This window comes from Clostridium sartagoforme (assembly GCF_004794105.1).
GTDB lineage: Bacteria > Bacillota > Clostridia > Clostridiales > Clostridiaceae > Clostridium > Clostridium sartagoforme_B.
In genome coordinates this window covers 1,310,353-1,323,711 of the sequence record NZ_SRYR01000001.1, presented here as the reverse complement: position 1 = coordinate 1,323,711, position 13,359 = coordinate 1,310,353, and the positions used below count along the sequence as shown (strand labels likewise).

The following is a 13,359-nucleotide window of genomic DNA, read 5'->3' as shown; positions in this document are numbered from 1 at the left end:
CTAGGAGTGGAAGAAATAAAGGGATTTGTTATAACTCTAGTTACTATGCTTATATTAATTTCTGCAATTGAATTAATATCTCCTGAAAATAGTATGAAAAAATATATTAGATTTGTATTAGGCTGTATTTTAATTGCTGTAATGATATCTCCTCTTATTAATTTTTTAGGTGATGGAGAAGAACTATTAGTAAGTAAAATTGATAGCTTTTTATCTATGCCAAAAGAAGAAACAGAGGTATCAAGTTCTTTTGAAGAAAGTAAGGATACTAGGAGTGAAGTTGTACTTAATAATATAGAATATAATTTAAATAGGCTTTTAAAGGAACAGTATAGTGACTCTGATTTTAAGGTGAAGATCCAAGGGGATATAGATATGGATAATATAGAGTATTCAATTAAAAAAATAGAAGTTGGTGTAAAAGATAAGGGGATTTTAAATATCGAAAAAATTGTAATTAATGAAGAAGAAAGCACAGAAGTATCTACAAATAGTGAAAATGTAAAAAACAAGCATGAAATAATTGGATTTTTAAAAGATACTCTTAAAATTTCTGAAGATAAAATATCAGTATATAGATTAAATTAATGGGAGTTGAGAAAATGGGTAAGGGTGATATAAAAAAAGATATAGCTAAAATAGTAAATGATAAAAAATTTTTAAATGTAGTAGTTGTTGTATTAATTTTGGCATTTGTATTACTAGCTATTAGCTTTATAACTAATAGTAGGAAGAAAGAGTCAGCAGAAGACAAAAGTACAAAGGTTAGCAGTAATGCTAGTAGTGAACTAGAAAAAAATGCAGAGACAACAATTAATAACTATGAAGAAAACGAAAAAGCTCAACTTAAGAAACTCCTTTCTAGCATAGATAATGTTGGTGAAGTAGATGTAATGATTTATTTCAAAAGTGGAGAAGTAAAAGTACCTGCTACAGAAGAAACTACACAAGAAACTGTTACAGAAGAAACAGATAGTCAAGGAGGAAAAAGGACTAATGAAACACAAAATGGAGGAAGCAAAGTAGTAATGGCAGGAGATGGTTCTAAAAATGAACCATATATTCTTCAAGTTAATAAACCTGAAATTACTGGAGTGTTAATAGTTGCAGATGGCGCTAGTAGTGCAAAGGTTAAATATGATATACAAGTTGCTGTATCGAGCCTTTATGGAATATCTATAGACAAAGTCAATGTATATCCTATGAAAAGCTAGCATATAATAAAATGTAAAATAGATGGAGGGAAGATTTATGACAAAAAAACAATTTGGAATTATTTTTACACTTATGGCTCTTATAGTATGTGTAGGAGTTATAGCAGCAAAAATAAACAAGACTGGTTTAAATGATCCAACAGATTTCAGTCAAGTAATTGCAGGACAAGATACAGAAGAGGATAAAGATAAGGACAAAGATAAAGAAACCTTAGGTAGCCAAGATTACTTCTTTACTTTAAGAAGTGAAAAAGAAAAAGAAGATGCAATAACTCTGCAAAACTTAGATGCTTTAATTGCAGATGCAAATACTTCACAAGAGGCTAAGGATCTTGCAACTAACAACAGATTAGAAAAAACAATGTTAATGGATAAAGAGTCAAGAATAGAAGTAGGTATAAAAAATAAGGGATTTGAAGATGTGTTATGTTCTATAGACGGTGGCAATAAAGTAAGAATACTAGTTAGCTCTGATGAACTAACAGATGTAGAAACAGCTTCAATACAAGAAATAGCGGAAAATATATCAGGAATTAGTGATGTTATAATAGAACCTAAAAAATAAATACATTGTAATATAAACTATGCTTTGTTATAATTAACATATGAAAGAGTTTTGTTTTCGAAACACTTAGGAGGTATTAGTATGAGTAATATGAACCAAGAAGAAAACTTAGGAATTGTTAAAATTTCTGATGAGGTTGTTAGTGTTATAGCTGGAATTGCGGCAGAAGAAATAAATGGTGTAGAAGATTTACAACACCTAGTTGGTAGCAACATATCACAATTGTTAAAAGGTAAGAAAAACCTTGGAAAAAATGTAAGAGTAACATTAAATGAAGACTATGCTATAATTGATTTAAACTTATCAGTTGAATATGGTGTTAAGATACCTGAAGTTGTTGGTGCAGTTCAAGAAAATGTTAAGAGGACGGTTGAAACTATGACAGGATTAAAAGTTTCCTCAGTTAATATAAATGTTCAAAGCATTTTCGTACCAAAAACTGAGAAAGAAGACAGAAAAGAAAATTAATTTAACCCTCTGATTTTTCAGAGGGTATTTTCTTGTGCTTTAAATAAATTTGTTGTAGTATATTTATGATTAGAAAGTTTGAAACGGTTAATAATTAATAATACTATTATTAACAACACTTAGGAGGATATAATGAATAGAAAAAAATCGAGAGAAATAGCAATGGAATTATTATTTGGGATGACATTAAGTAAAAACAGCTTAGAAGAAACTATTTCTACATTTAAAGAAGACTTTGAAATGAAGCTAAGTACTATAGATTTAGAATACATAGAGAAAATATTATCTAAGGTAGAAGAAAATAAAGAAGCAATAGACAAAAAGATTGAAGGAGCACTAACTAATTGGAAGTTTGAAAGAATATCAAAGGTTAATCTTTCAATTTTAAGACTTGCAATAGCAGAAATATTATATCAAGATGATGTACCAGGAAGCGTTGCAATTAATGAAGCAGTTGAGATTACAAAAAAATATTCAGATGAAAAGAGTGTTTCATTTATTAATGCAGTATTAGATAAGGCGTTAAAGAGCTTATAAGAAAGGTAATGGGGGCGATTTTATGGGAATTATTATAGATGGAAGAAAAGTATCCTTAGAGGTAAAAGAAGAAATAAGAAGTTTTGTAAATAATAGAAAAGAAAAAGGACTAAAGGTTCCAAAAGTAGTTTCAATTTTAGTAGGTAATGATGGTGGGTCAGTATTTTACATTAATAATCAGGAAAAGGTAGCTACTTCACTTGGAGTAGACTTTGAAAAGCTATTATTAGATGAAACTATTTCAGAAGAACATTTAATTGATGAAATAGAAAAATTAAATAATGATAATAATGTACATGGGATAATACTTCAATTACCTCTACCAAAGGGAATAAATGAAAAGAAAGTCATTAATGCCATATCATCAGATAAAGACATTGATTGTTTAACATATGAAAACCAAGGTAAGCTATATTGTGGTGAAAAGGTATTTTTACCATGTACTCCAAATTCAGTTATAACTTTATTAGAAAAGTATGAAATTGAATTAGAAGGAAAGAATGTAGTTGTAATTGGAAGAAGTAACATAGTAGGTAAGCCAGTGGCACAATTATTATTAAATAAAAATGCTACAGTAACTATATGTCATTCTAGGACTAAGAACTTACAAGATATATGTAGGAATGCAGATATAATAGTTGTAGCTATTGGAAGACCTAAGTATCTAAATGAAGATTTTGTTAATGAAAAGTCTATAGTAATTGATGTAGGAACTTCATCTTTAGATGGAAAAATAACTGGAGATGTAGATTTTGAAAGAGTTTGTAATAAGGTTGATATGATAACACCAGTACCAGGTGGAGTAGGAGCATTAACTACTACATTACTTATTAAGAATGCTTGTGAGGCGTTAGAAAACAATGAAAATTAAAGCTTTAACTGTTAGTGAAGTTAATAATTATATAAAAAAGATATTGGATAATGACTTCATTTTAAGTAACCTTGTTATAAAGGGTGAAATATCTAATTTAAAATATCATAGCAGTGGACATATTTATTTTTCCCTAAAGGACTCAGTAAGTAAAATTAACTGTGTAATGTTTAAAGGAAATGCCTACTCTTTAGATTTTAAATTAGAAGATGGCATGCAGATTGTTGCAAAGGCAAGATGCTCAATTTATCAAGGGACTGGATCTCTTCAATTATATATAGATAGTATGCAAAAAGAAGGTTTAGGTGAGCTTCATATTAAATTTGAAGCACTTAAAAAGAAACTTGAAAATGAAGGATACTTTGATTCTTTAAATAAAAAACCTATACCTAGATTTCCAAATAGGATAGGGGTAGTAACATCAGAAAATGGTGCTGTTATTAGAGATATAATTAATGTAACACAAAGAAGGAATTCATTAGTAGATATAGTTTTATATCCGGCAGTAGTTCAAGGCGAAGGAGCTTATAAAACTATAATAGAAGGCATAAAGTATTTTAATAAGGAAAAGAATGTTGATACAATAATTATAGGTAGAGGAGGAGGTTCTTTAGAGGAGCTTTGGAACTTCAATGAAGAATTATTAGCAAAAGAAATATTTAAATCAAAACTACCTATAATTTCAGCAGTTGGTCATGAAGTAGATTATACTATTTCTGACTTTGTAAGTGATTTTAGAGCAGCTACACCTTCTCAAGCAGCAGAAGTGGCTGTACCACTTGAAAGTGATATTAGAAATTTTATTGAAGATAGTCTTGATAAGATTAATAATATAACTCTTAGTGAAATAGGGTATCAAAAGGAAAAACTATCAAATATTAAAAGAATTTTAAATTTAAATAGTCCTGAAGTGTTAATATCTAATTCTTTTTTAGAAATTGATAGAACGCATGAGAAAATGAAAGAAATAATTAGTAATAGAATAGATAGAGAAAAACTTAGAATAAAATCATTAAATGATTTATTAGAAGCTCATAATCCTTTAAATGTTCTTAAAAAAGGATATACAATTGTGGAGGATAATGAAGGAAAGGTTATTTCATCAAAAGAAGATATAAAAGAAAATGATGAAATTCAAATAATGTTTAAAGATGGCAAAGTAAAGGCTAAAATTACTAATAATATGTAAATGTAAAAGGGAGTAGATTATTTATGGCTAAAAAAGAAAGTTATGAAGATATGCTAGTTAATCTTCAGGGGATTTTAGATAAAATGGAAAAAAACGAATTACCTCTTGAAGAGTTAATGAAGGAATATGAAGGCGGAATAAAATTAATTAATAAATTATATAAAACCCTTAATGCTTTAGAAGGCAAGATAACTGTAATAAAAGAAAATATGGAAATGGAGCTTAAAAATGAGTAGTAAGGTTAATTTATATAGAGATTATATTAATGAATATTTAAATTTGTATTTTAAGGATAAAGGAAGTTATAATAAGATTATATATGATTCTGCTAGTTATAGTTTGTTAATTGGTGGAAAGAGAGTTAGACCTCTACTTTTTTTATTAACTTCAGAGTTATATAATAAGAATTATAAAGATGTAATAGAAATGGCAGCAGCAATTGAAATGATTCACACTTATTCTCTTATTCATGATGATTTACCATGTATGGATGATGATGATTTAAGAAGAGGTATGCCAACTAATCATAAAAAGTTTGGAGAAAATATAGCTGTTTTATCTGGAGATACATTACTAAATGAGGCTATGAGTTTACTTATGAAATTTTCTTTAGATAATGGAGGAAATGCTTTGCTTGCTTCAAGGGAAATTGCAGAAGCAGCAGGACCAGAAGGTATGATTGGTGGCCAAATTGTTGATATATTAAATGAAGATAAAGCAATTTCTAAAGAAGAGCTATTATATATGCATAATAAGAAAACAGGAGAATTAATTAGGGTTTCAGTAGTAGCAGCAGCTATATTTGCTAACGCTTCAAAAGAAGATATTGAAATTTTAAATAATTTTGGCTTAAAGCTTGGATTAGCTTTTCAAATAAAAGATGATATTTTAGATATTGTTGGTGATGTAGAAAAATTAGGTAAAAATATAAATTGTGATGAGAATAAGAATAAGTCAAATTTTATAACTCTATTTGGGTTAGAGTACTGTGAAAGGGAATGTATCAATTTGACTAATGAATGTATAAAATTGTTAGATAGCCTTTCTGTTGAAGCTTCAGAATTAAAAGAATTAACTATAGATTTATTAAATAGGGAATTTTAACAGAAAGAAAGGTTTAAGTATGGGTAGAATATTAGATAATATTACCTCTCCTTCAGGAGTAAAAGATTTATCAAATGCAGAATTAGAAGTATTGGCATCAGAAGTTAGGGACTTTTTAATAGAGAGTGTATCCAAAACTGGTGGTCATTTAGCTTCTAATTTAGGTGTTGTAGAGCTTACTATAAGCTTATTTAAAAGTTTTGATTTAGAAAAAGACAAAATAGTATGGGACGTTGGACATCAATGTTATATTCATAAGATTTTAACTGGAAGAAAAGATAGATTTGTAGACTTAAGAAAATATAATGGGTTAAGTGGATTCCCAAAAAGGTGTGAAAGTAAATATGATACTTTCGATACTGGTCATAGTAGTACTTCTATATCAGCAGCTTTAGGTATGGCTAGAGCTAGAGATATTAAAAAAGAAAAAAATGAAGTAATTGCTGTAATTGGAGATGGAGCTTTAACTGGTGGTATGGCTTTAGAAGCATTAAATGATGCAGGATTCAATAAGACAAAAGTAATAGTTATTTTAAATGATAATCAAATGTCCATAGCTGATAATGTTGGTGGATTATCAACACATTTAAATAAATTAAGAATGGAACCTAAATATAATAGGTTAAAATCTAATATAAATGAAACTTTAAAGACTTCAAAGGCAGGAGTGAAGCTTGCTAAGGTTATTTCAAGATTTAAAGATAGTGTAAAACAATTTGTAGTGCCTTCAATGTTATTTGAAGATATGGGATTGAAATATATAGGTCCTATTGATGGACATGATATAGAAACTATGAATGAAGTATTAGAAATGGCAAAAGAAATAGAAGAACCTGTTATAATACACGTAGTTACAAGCAAAGGAAAAGGATATGAACTTGCGGAAAAGAATCCTAATAAATACCATGGAGTAAGCCCTTTTGACTTAGAAAGTGGAGAATCTAATACATCAAGCAAGATGAACTATTCAAAAGCTTTTGGAAATGCAATGATAGAAATTGCAAAAGAGGATGAAAGAGTTGTAGCAATAACAGCTGCAATGCCAGATGGAACAGGACTTAAAGAGTTTTCAAATATTTATAAGGATAGATTCTTTGATGTTGGAATAGCTGAGCAACATGCAACTACATTTGCAGCAGGACTTGCAGCTTCCAATATGAAGCCTGTATTTGCTGTGTATTCAACATTTTTACAAAGGGCCTTTGACCAAGTTATACATGATGTTTGTATTCAAAATATGCCAGTTGTATTTGCTATAGATAGGGCTGGATTAGTAGGAGAAGATGGTGAAACACATCAAGGAATATTTGATATTTCTTACCTATCACAAATTCCAAATATGACTATACTGGCACCAAAACATACAGATGAAGTAAAACCTATGTTAGAGTTTGCATTAAAACAAAATGGACCAGTTGCTATTAGGTATCCTAGAGGTGGAGATAGCAATATTGATATTACATCTATAAAGGAAATAAATTATGGCAAATGGGAAAAGATAAATTCAGGTGAAAAGATTACTATAATCACTTCTGGTAAGATGTTACAACATACTTTATTAGCGAAAGAACTTCTTCTAAAAGAAGGAATAAATCCAACTATTATAAATGCTACATTTATAAAACCATTAGATGTTGAAATGCTAAAAGAAGTTGCAGCTAGTGATAATACTGTAATTACCATAGAAGATAACGTTACAAGTGGGGGCTTTGGAAGCTATGTTCTTATGAAGCTTTATGAAAATGGATTTAAGAATAAATTTAAAGCTATGGGATATGAGAACAAGTTTGTTCATCAAGGTGATGTTAACTTATTATATAAAGAAAATAATTTAGATCCAGAAGGAATAGCAAAAGCTGTTATAGAACTGAGTAAATAAAGGAGATAAAGATGTCTGGAAAAAAAGAAAGACTTGATATACTGTTAGTTGAAAAAGGAATATTTACATCAAGAGAAAGAGCTAAGACAAGTATAATGGCAGGAAAGATATTTGTTGATGGGCAAAGAGTTGATAAGGCAGGAGAAAAAGTTTCTGTAGATGCAGATATAGTTTTCAAGGGACAAGAAATTCCTTATGTAAGTAGAGGTGGATTAAAACTTGAAAAGGCAATAAAGGAATTTGGATTAGTATTAGATAATAAGGTATGTATGGATATAGGAGCATCTACAGGAGGCTTTACAGATTGTATGCTGCAAAATGGTGCAAGTAAGGTATTCTCAATAGATGTAGGATATGGACAATTTGCTTGGAAACTAAGAACTGATGAGAGAGTAGTATGTATGGAAAGAACGAATATAAGATATGTTACTACTGAAGACATTGGAGAAAAAGTTGACTTTGCATCTATTGATGTATCTTTTATCTCTTTAAAGAAGATAATGCCGGCAACATTAAATCTTTTAAAGGATGACGGAGAAGTAGTTGCTTTAATTAAACCTCAGTTTGAAGCAGGAAGAGAAAAAGTAGGCAAAAAAGGGGTAGTAAGAGATATTGCTGTTCATAAAGAAGTAGTAATGGATATAGTAAATGCTCTTCAAAAAGAAGATTTAAATATACTTTCCGTAAGCTACTCACCAATTAAGGGACCAGAAGGAAATATCGAATACTTAGTTTACTTTAGTAAGGATAAAAATAAAGAATCAAATTTTGATATTAGTAATGTAGATACAATAGTAGAACAGTCTCATAACTTATTATAGAGAAGATTATAAATGAACTATGATAAATTGTACCTATAATTGTTAAACATTTAGTGTAAAATGAAAATAATTTTTTGATTAATTTGGATAAAATTATATCTATAATCGTCCAGTGTTAATTATTAATTGTTAACTGAAAATACAGGGGGCATGATTATGAGAAGAGTTGCCATTGCAATTAACTTAGATAAGGATAAAAGTAATGAAAGCGCTATAAAAGTAAAAGAAAAACTTATAGAGTATTTCGGAAATATAGAAATAGTAATGGTAGATAGTTATAATATCATTAATTATGAGTTTCAGGACTCATTAGATCTTATTATAGTTCTAGGTGGGGACGGAACTATATTAAGTGTAGCTAGAGGAATTAATGGAAAGATAGATGTTCCTATCCTAGGCATTAATATAGGAAATCTAGGCTTTTTATCTAGTGTAGAAATATCAGATATTGATTTAGCTTTTAAAAAATTAAGAGATTTAGAATATAGAGTTGAAGAGAGAATACTTTTAAAATCTAATATTCCAGAAGACATTAATAAAGGGCAATCTTTAGCACTAAATGATATTGTAATATCCAGAGGAAGCTTATCAAGGATGATAAGATTTCAAATTTTCATTGATGGTAAGAGATACTATACTTTTAAGGGTGATGGCTTAATAGTAGCTACACCTACAGGATCAACTGCATATTCTTTTTCAGCTGGAGGTCCTTTTGTTTATCCTACTGTAGACGCAATAACCTTAACACCTATATGTGCTCATACTACTGGGGTACAACCAATAGTATTAAATAGTAACTCAAATATAGAAGTTAAAATAGAGAACAATAATGAAGAATTTAATATAATTTTTGATGGCCAGAAAGCAATAAGATATATAGATGAAGCAACAATATGTATAAGAAAATCAAAAGAGCATGCAAGTATTATTTTATTTGATGACTATGATTATTTTAAGGTTTTGAGGGCAAAAATTATAAATAATTGGAAAGATTGTGAAGGTGATTAATTTGAAATCAAAAAGACATACAAAAATACTAGAAATTATAAGCGAAAAAGATATAGAAACTCAAGAAGAGTTAGCTGATGAGTTAAAAAGAGCTGGTTTTGATGTAACCCAAGCAACTGTTTCTAGAGATATAAAAATTTTAAAATTAATTAAGATGCAAGGGGCATCAGGTAACTATAAATATGTTGCTTCATCTAAGGAATCTAAGGATATAAATGATAAATTATCTAGTATATTAGCTAATGCTGCTGTATCTGTTGAAAATGTAGATAACTTCGTAGTAGTAAAAACTTTAACAGGTTCTGCATCTGCAGCTGCGGAAGCAATTGATACTTTGTTTGATACTGAAGTTGCTGGTACTATAGCTGGTGACAATACAATATTCATTTTAGCTAGAAGCTTAGATAGGGCTGAGGAGCTTGTTGATAAAGTAAGAAAAATGATTTTATAAATAAGGTGAGATTTTATGTTATTACAATTAAATATAAAGAATTTCGCATTAATAAGAGAATTATCCATTGATTTTAAAAAAGGGTTTAATATATTATCTGGTGAAACTGGTGCAGGTAAATCTATATTAATAGATACTATCGATTATGTTTTAGGAGGTAAGTTTTCTAAAGACTTAATAAGATATGGTGAAGATAAAACTTTTGTTGAAGCGGTTTTTTCTATTGAAAATGAAGATATTTATGAGGTTCTAAATGAACTTGATATAACTGATGAAATATTAATAATTTCTAGAGAAACAACTATTTCAGGTAAAAGCATAATTAAGATAAATGGTAAATCTATAGTACTTTCTTATTTAAAGAGAATAAGGGAAAAGTTATTAGATATACATGGGCAACATCAAAATCAAAATTTATTAAATAAAGCTTATCATATCTTATATTTAGATGATTTTATAGGTAATGAACTAACGGATAATTTAAAGACTTTTCAAGAGTATCAAAGTGAGTATAACTCAATAAATGAAAAGATAAAGGAGTTAAACGGTAACACTGATAGAGAAAAATTAATAGATTACGTTAAATTTCAAATAGATGATATTGAAAAGGCAAATTTAAGAATTGATGAAGAAGAAAATTTAAAGGAAGAGTTTAATTTACTCTCTAATGCAGAAAAAATATCTTTAGCCTTAAGTAAATCTTATGGGATATTAGAAAGCCCTATGGAAGGTATTTCTGTTGTTGAAGGTATATCTAAGGTGGTAAATGAGCTATCAAGAGTAGAAGCTCACTTAGATAAGATAAAGGAAAAAAGAGAAAAGGTAGAGGAATCATTATATAATTTAGAAGAAATATCTAGAGAACTTAGAGATATGTCTTCAGAAATTTATTATGATGAATTTGAATTAGAGAAAATAAATTCAAGAATATATGAAATTAGTTTATATAAGAAAAAATATGGTGAGTCTATTGAAGAAATACTTAACTATTTAGATAAGTTAAAGAAGCAATATGATGAACTTGTAAACTCTGAAGAAATAATTAATGAGTTAAACAATAAAAAGATTAAAATAGAAGAAAAAATGAAGAGCGTTTCTGAAGTAATGCATAATATTAGAGTTGAAAAAGCATCACTCTTAGAGGAAAAGATAAAATCAGAATTAAACTACGTTGGTATGGAAAAAGCTGAAATAAAAATTTTAATAGAAAAATCAAATTCCTTTAATCAAAGAGGTTTTGATGATGTAATATTTATGATTTCAACTAATCCAGGTGAACCATTAAAGGTATTAGAAAAAGTAGTTTCTGGTGGAGAACTTTCAAGAATTATGCTAGCAATTAAATGCGTTTTTGTGGACAAAGATAGGATACCAACATTAATATTTGATGAAATTGATACTGGTATAAGTGGAACTATAGCTAAACGTGTAGGCGAAAAAATGTATGAAGTTTCAGTTAATCATCAAGTGTTATGTATAACTCACTTACCACAAATTTCTGCTCTATCTGATTGTCATTATTTTGTATCAAAAGATGTAGAAAATGGAAAAACATATACTAAAATTAGAACGCTAAATAAGTATGAAAAAATAAAGGAAATTGCGAAGATGACTAGTGGAGATGATGTAAGTGATGTAACACTAGAAAATGCTTCTGAAATGGTAGCCTTTGCTGATTTAAAAAAAGAAGAAATTAAAAAAATGCTTATGATTAATACATAAGATAATAAGAATATGAACAGACTAAAATCATGGTTTATTACCATGATTTTAGTCTTTTATATTTTTAGAGTTATATATATTAAAAATTTAAAACTTTAACATTGTTATAACAGCATATAAGTTTTTTGATGTGGGAAAGTTAAATACAGAAGCAAAGGAGGAGAGACAAATGAAAAATAAAAAATCAATATTTATTGTGACTATATTAGCTCCAATGTTGATTCTGAGTTTAATAACCTATGTAAATATATTTAAGTTGCCAGAGAAAATTTACATAAATGAAGGTAATTATGACTCTACAATTAAAGTATCTAATAGCTTTTTTATAAAAGATAGCAGTTCTAATAAAGATGAGCTAGAATTAAAACTATTAGGGTTAATACCAATTAAATCTATTGCTGTGTCCAAAGTTAAGGATTTAGAAGTTTATCCAGGAGGTTTAAACATTGGTATAAAAATAAATACTAAAGGTGTTTTAGTAGTTGGACATTCAGATATAGAAAAGGATGATACAAGAGTAGAAAGTCCAGCTAAGACTTCTGGAATAGAGCTTGGCGATATATTAATAAAAATAAATGGTAAGGAGATAGAGAATTCTAAAGATTTATCAAGTAAGATCAAGAAAGTAGATAATGATAAAATAGAAGTAGAATATATAAGAAATGGTATAACACAAAGCAAAGATATTAATTTGTTAAAGGAAGATGATGAATATAAATTAGGACTTTGGGTAAGAGACTCCACTGCTGGAATTGGGACTTTAACTTTCTTTGATAAAAATACAAAGAGATTTGGAGCCTTAGGACATCCGATTACTGATGGAGATACAGATAAACCTTTTACTATTAGTGAAGGAAATCTTTTAAACTCATCAGTAATTAGTGTAAGAAAGGGTGAAAAAGGTTCTCCAGGAGAATTAAAGGGATTGTTTGTTAATGAGAAAGATAGCTTAGGTAAAATAGAAAAGAATACTGAGACTGGGATATTTGGTGAAGGAAATGATAAACTTATCAATACAATTTTCAACAAACCACTGAAGGTAGCTTTTAGAAATGAGATAAAAGAAGGGCCAGCTAAAATAATAACTACTATTGATGAAGATGGACCCAAACTTTATGATATAGAAATAATTAAGTTATTGCCTCAAGATAAACCAGGACCGAAGAGTATGGTAATAAAGGTTACTGATGAAGAATTATTGGAAAAGACTGGAGGTATAGTTCAAGGAATGAGTGGAAGTCCAATAATTCAGGATGATATGCTAATTGGTGCAGTAACACACGTTTTAATTAATAAGCCAGATGTAGGATATGGAATATATATAGAGTGGATGCTGAAAGATGCTGGTATAATTAATTAAAGGAAAATGAAAAAGTGGAAATATATAATAATAAAATTTTCAAAAAAATGTAAAAAAGCTATTTTCTTTCAAATAATTTGTGATATAATGATATTAAATTGATTATAAGGTCAAAGGTAATAAATGCAATGTCTATAAATAATATATATAGATGATTTGTAAGGATAAAA

Annotated in this window: 15 protein-coding genes; all 15 read left to right on the top strand. The window is 28.6% G+C overall.

The genetic code is table 11. The annotated features are described in order from the left end of the window. Positions 1 to 6 precede the first annotated feature (6 nt). The 15 genes from spoIIIAF (at position 7) to spoIVB (ending at position 13,189) form a co-directional block, all read left to right on the top strand. Positions 7 to 588, top strand: a complete 582-nt coding sequence (spoIIIAF, locus tag E5347_RS05905; protein ID WP_136005465.1) for a stage III sporulation protein AF — start codon at positions 7 to 9, stop codon at positions 586 to 588. A 14-nt stretch (positions 589 to 602) separates the two neighbouring features. Further along, entirely contained in the window at positions 603 to 1,214 is a 612-nt protein-coding gene (gene spoIIIAG, locus E5347_RS05900) for a stage III sporulation protein AG (RefSeq protein ID WP_136005463.1), read from the top strand. Positions 1,215 to 1,251: 37 nt separating this feature from the next. After that, positions 1,252 to 1,779: a SpoIIIAH-like family protein gene (locus E5347_RS05895; RefSeq protein WP_136005462.1), complete on the top strand. Its 528-nt coding sequence runs from the start codon at positions 1,252 to 1,254 to the stop codon at positions 1,777 to 1,779. An 81-nt stretch (positions 1,780 to 1,860) separates the two neighbouring features. Further along, positions 1,861 to 2,247: an Asp23/Gls24 family envelope stress response protein gene (locus E5347_RS05890; protein WP_136005460.1), complete on the top strand. Its 387-nt coding sequence runs from the start codon at positions 1,861 to 1,863 to the stop codon at positions 2,245 to 2,247. Between the two features lie 132 nt (positions 2,248 to 2,379). After that, complete coding sequence (nusB, locus tag E5347_RS05885; protein ID WP_136005459.1) at positions 2,380 to 2,784, top strand: transcription antitermination factor NusB; 405 nt, start codon at positions 2,380 to 2,382, stop codon at positions 2,782 to 2,784. 22 nt (positions 2,785 to 2,806) lie between these two features. Then, positions 2,807 to 3,655, top strand: coding sequence for a tetrahydrofolate dehydrogenase/cyclohydrolase catalytic domain-containing protein (locus E5347_RS05880; RefSeq protein WP_136005457.1), 849 nt, complete (start codon positions 2,807 to 2,809; stop codon positions 3,653 to 3,655). Then, positions 3,645 to 4,844, top strand: coding sequence for an exodeoxyribonuclease VII large subunit (xseA, locus tag E5347_RS05875; RefSeq protein ID WP_136005456.1), 1,200 nt, complete (start codon positions 3,645 to 3,647; stop codon positions 4,842 to 4,844). The genes E5347_RS05880 and xseA overlap by 11 nt, the downstream gene beginning before the upstream one ends. Before the next feature lie 23 nt (positions 4,845 to 4,867). Then, positions 4,868 to 5,080: an exodeoxyribonuclease VII small subunit gene (gene xseB, locus E5347_RS05870; RefSeq protein WP_136005454.1), complete on the top strand. Its 213-nt coding sequence runs from the start codon at positions 4,868 to 4,870 to the stop codon at positions 5,078 to 5,080. Beyond that, positions 5,073 to 5,948 carry a polyprenyl synthetase family protein gene (locus tag E5347_RS05865; RefSeq protein ID WP_136005452.1) on the top strand — a complete coding sequence of 292 codons (876 nt, stop codon included), beginning with the start codon at positions 5,073 to 5,075 and terminating at the stop codon, positions 5,946 to 5,948. Before xseB ends, E5347_RS05865 begins: the two co-directional genes overlap by 8 nt. A gap of 19 nt (positions 5,949 to 5,967) precedes the next feature. Continuing rightward, a complete protein-coding gene (gene dxs / locus E5347_RS05860; protein ID WP_136005451.1) occupies positions 5,968 to 7,827 on the top strand; it encodes a 1-deoxy-D-xylulose-5-phosphate synthase in 1,860 nt (619 codons plus the stop codon). Between the two features lie 11 nt (positions 7,828 to 7,838). After that, entirely contained in the window at positions 7,839 to 8,648 is an 810-nt protein-coding gene (locus E5347_RS05855) for a TlyA family RNA methyltransferase (RefSeq protein WP_136005449.1), read from the top strand. A 156-nt stretch (positions 8,649 to 8,804) separates the two neighbouring features. Beyond that, positions 8,805 to 9,656: an NAD(+)/NADH kinase gene (locus E5347_RS05850; RefSeq protein WP_136005448.1), complete on the top strand. Its 852-nt coding sequence runs from the start codon at positions 8,805 to 8,807 to the stop codon at positions 9,654 to 9,656. A gap of 1 nt (position 9,657) precedes the next feature. Beyond that, on the top strand, positions 9,658 to 10,107 hold the full coding sequence (locus E5347_RS05845; RefSeq protein WP_136005446.1) for an arginine repressor: 450 nt from the start codon (positions 9,658 to 9,660) through the stop codon (positions 10,105 to 10,107). Positions 10,108 to 10,122: 15 nt separating this feature from the next. Continuing rightward, positions 10,123 to 11,829 carry a DNA repair protein RecN gene (gene recN / locus E5347_RS05840; protein ID WP_136005444.1) on the top strand — a complete coding sequence of 569 codons (1,707 nt, stop codon included), beginning with the start codon at positions 10,123 to 10,125 and terminating at the stop codon, positions 11,827 to 11,829. Between the two features lie 169 nt (positions 11,830 to 11,998). After that, a complete protein-coding gene (spoIVB, locus tag E5347_RS05835) occupies positions 11,999 to 13,189 on the top strand; it encodes a SpoIVB peptidase (protein ID WP_136005443.1) in 1,191 nt (396 codons plus the stop codon). The last annotated feature ends 170 nt before the right edge of the window (positions 13,190 to 13,359 follow it).